The sequence below is a fragment of the Plantactinospora sp. A48 genome (genome assembly GCF_055793945.1).
This window is the reverse complement of sequence record NZ_JBTIXF010000128.1, coordinates 1-2,163: the sequence shown is the minus strand read 5'-3', so window position 1 is coordinate 2,163 and position 2,163 is coordinate 1. Positions and strand designations below refer to the sequence as shown.

General features: G+C 67.8%; 2 protein-coding genes. Both read right to left on the bottom strand.

Going from position 1 to position 2,163, the window contains the following annotated elements:
• Positions 1-71: 71 nt before the first annotated feature.
• Positions 72-866, bottom strand: coding sequence for an IS21-like element helper ATPase IstB (istB, locus tag ACXN5W_RS30245; protein WP_473161798.1), 795 nt, complete (start codon positions 864-866; stop codon positions 72-74).
• The gene (gene istA, locus ACXN5W_RS30240; RefSeq protein ID WP_473161797.1) at positions 866-2,092 is read right to left on the bottom strand and encodes an IS21 family transposase; all 1,227 of its coding nucleotides are present in this window, start codon (positions 2,090-2,092) and stop codon (positions 866-868) included. Before istA ends, istB begins: the two co-directional genes overlap by 1 nt.
• Positions 2,093-2,163: the final 71 nt, after the last annotated feature.

Here is a 2,163-nt window from a genome sequence, read left to right as displayed (position 1 = left end):
TGTCAACGGCGGCCGAATCTGGACCCCTCTGGGTCGGTTGAAAACGGACCCCCCTCGTGTTGGTTGATCTGCTAGTCGTTGGTTTTGGTGGCCGCGGGGACGCGGCCGAGGTCTCGGTCTTTGAGTCGGTAGCTGTCGCCCTTCATCGAGATCACGTCGGCGTGGTGGACGAGCCGGTCGATCATGGCTGCGGCGACGACGTCGTCGCCGAAGACTTCACCCCAACGCCCGAAAGGTTTGTTGGATGTGACGATCAGCGAAGCGCGTTCGTAGCGGGATGAGACGAGTTGGAAGAACAGGTTCGCCGCTTCGGCTTCGAAGGGGATGTAGCCGACCTCGTCGATGATCAGCAGCGGGATCCGGCCGAGTTTCACCAGCTCGGCTTGCAGGGTGCCGGCGTTGTGGGCGTCTGCGAGGCGGGCCACCCACTGCGCGGCGGTCGCGAACGCGACCCGGTGCCCGGCCTGACAGGCTCGGATGCCCAGGCCGATCGAGAGGTGCGTTTTCCCGGTCCCGGGCGGGCCGAGGAACACCACGTTCTCCTTGCCGGTGACGAAGTCGAGAGTGCCCAGATGCGCGATCTGGTCGCGTTTCAAAGAGCGTTGGTGGTCGTAGTCGAACTCCTCCAGGCTTTTGCGGGCCGGGAAGCGGGCGGCTCGGACGCGGCCTTCACCGCCGTGTGATTCGCGGGCGGCGACTTCGCGTTGCAGGCAGGCGGCCAGGAACTCCTCGTGCGTCCAGGACTCGGCTCGGGCTCGCTCGGCGAGACGTTCGACCGAGTTCGCCAGCGACGGGGCCTTCAACGCCCGGGTCAGGAACGCGATCTCTGCCGTCACGTTGCGGCTGGTGGTGGATTTTGCCGGCATCAGGCCACCTCGCTATCGAGACCGAACATGCGGTCGTAGTCGGTCAGGTCGCGGTGCTCGACCTCGGTGCGGATCGGGGTGGTCTTGGCCAAGCGGTGCGCCGCCCGCAACAACGTGGCCGCGTCGCGGTGCAGCGGATCGGTGATGCTTTGATGCGCCGCCCAGCAACGCGTGTGAACGGCGACGCTGCGGCCGTCGCAGGTGACCTCGACCCGGCCGGTGTCGGCATGGATGTCGACGCGGCGGCCGATCGCCGAGGGGTGCACCGAGTAGTCGTTGGCATCGACACGGACGTAATGATCGCGGGCAAGGCGGGTCGACAGCCGCCAGCCAACCACCGGGGCGACCGGCGGCAACGCAATCATGGCGGAGCGGTCCGCGTCGACCCGATCGGCGGGACGGGCCTGCAACCGGCGGTGCATCCGGTTGTTCGCCAGGACCAGCCACTGCTCGAGCTGACCGTTGAAATCGCCCGGCGAGGCGAACCGGCGGCCAGGCAGAAACGACGTCTCCAGATAGCCGTTGGCCCGCTCGACCAGGCCCTTCGATTCCGGATCCGCCGGGCGACACTGAATCACCCGGATGCCGAGGCTGCCGCGGAAGGCGTTCATCGTCTCGGTCAGCTGCGGCTTCCCAGCCCGCCACTGCCCGACGGCGGACTCGTTGTCCCAGACCAGCGCCTTCGGCGCTGCCCCGAGACGGGACAGCAGCGTCCAGTGCCCATCAAGCAGATCCGGGGCCTGCCGGGTCGGGATCATCGTCGCCGACAGCCACCGCGAGTAGCCGCAGACCATCACCAGCACCGGCGGCCGGCCCACTTGACCGAACCCCAACGGCACGTCGGCCGGCGGGAACCATAAATCACACTGCGCGAGCTCGCCCGGCAGATACTCCGTGCGCTGCGCCGGATCCGGCGGCACGAACAACGGCCGCAACTGCCGGACCCGGTCTTTGAACACCGTCATTGACCGCTGCCAGCCGACCCGCTCCGCGATCACCGTCGTCGGTATCGACGGCCACTCGGCCAGCAACGCCCTGATCTGCGGCTCGACCGCATCCACGATCGACGGCTTCGCCGGCCGCGAGTACGCCGGCGGCGCATCCGCCGCCAAAGCCCGCCGCACCGTGTTCCGCCCGACCCCAAGCTTGCGGACGATCGCCTTGATCGGCATCCCTTCCGCCCGATGAAGCCGACGGATCTCCGCCCAGTCCTCCACGCTCAACACCCTCCCGATCATGGAAGGGGGGTCCAGGTTCAACCGCCACCTGGGGGTCAGTTTTCACGCGCCGCCGACAG

Coding starts and splice junctions, on each gene's coding strand:
- istB (WP_473161798.1), bottom strand. CDS start 866: ATGCCGGCAAAATCCACCACCAGCCGCAACGTGACGGCAGAGATCGCG.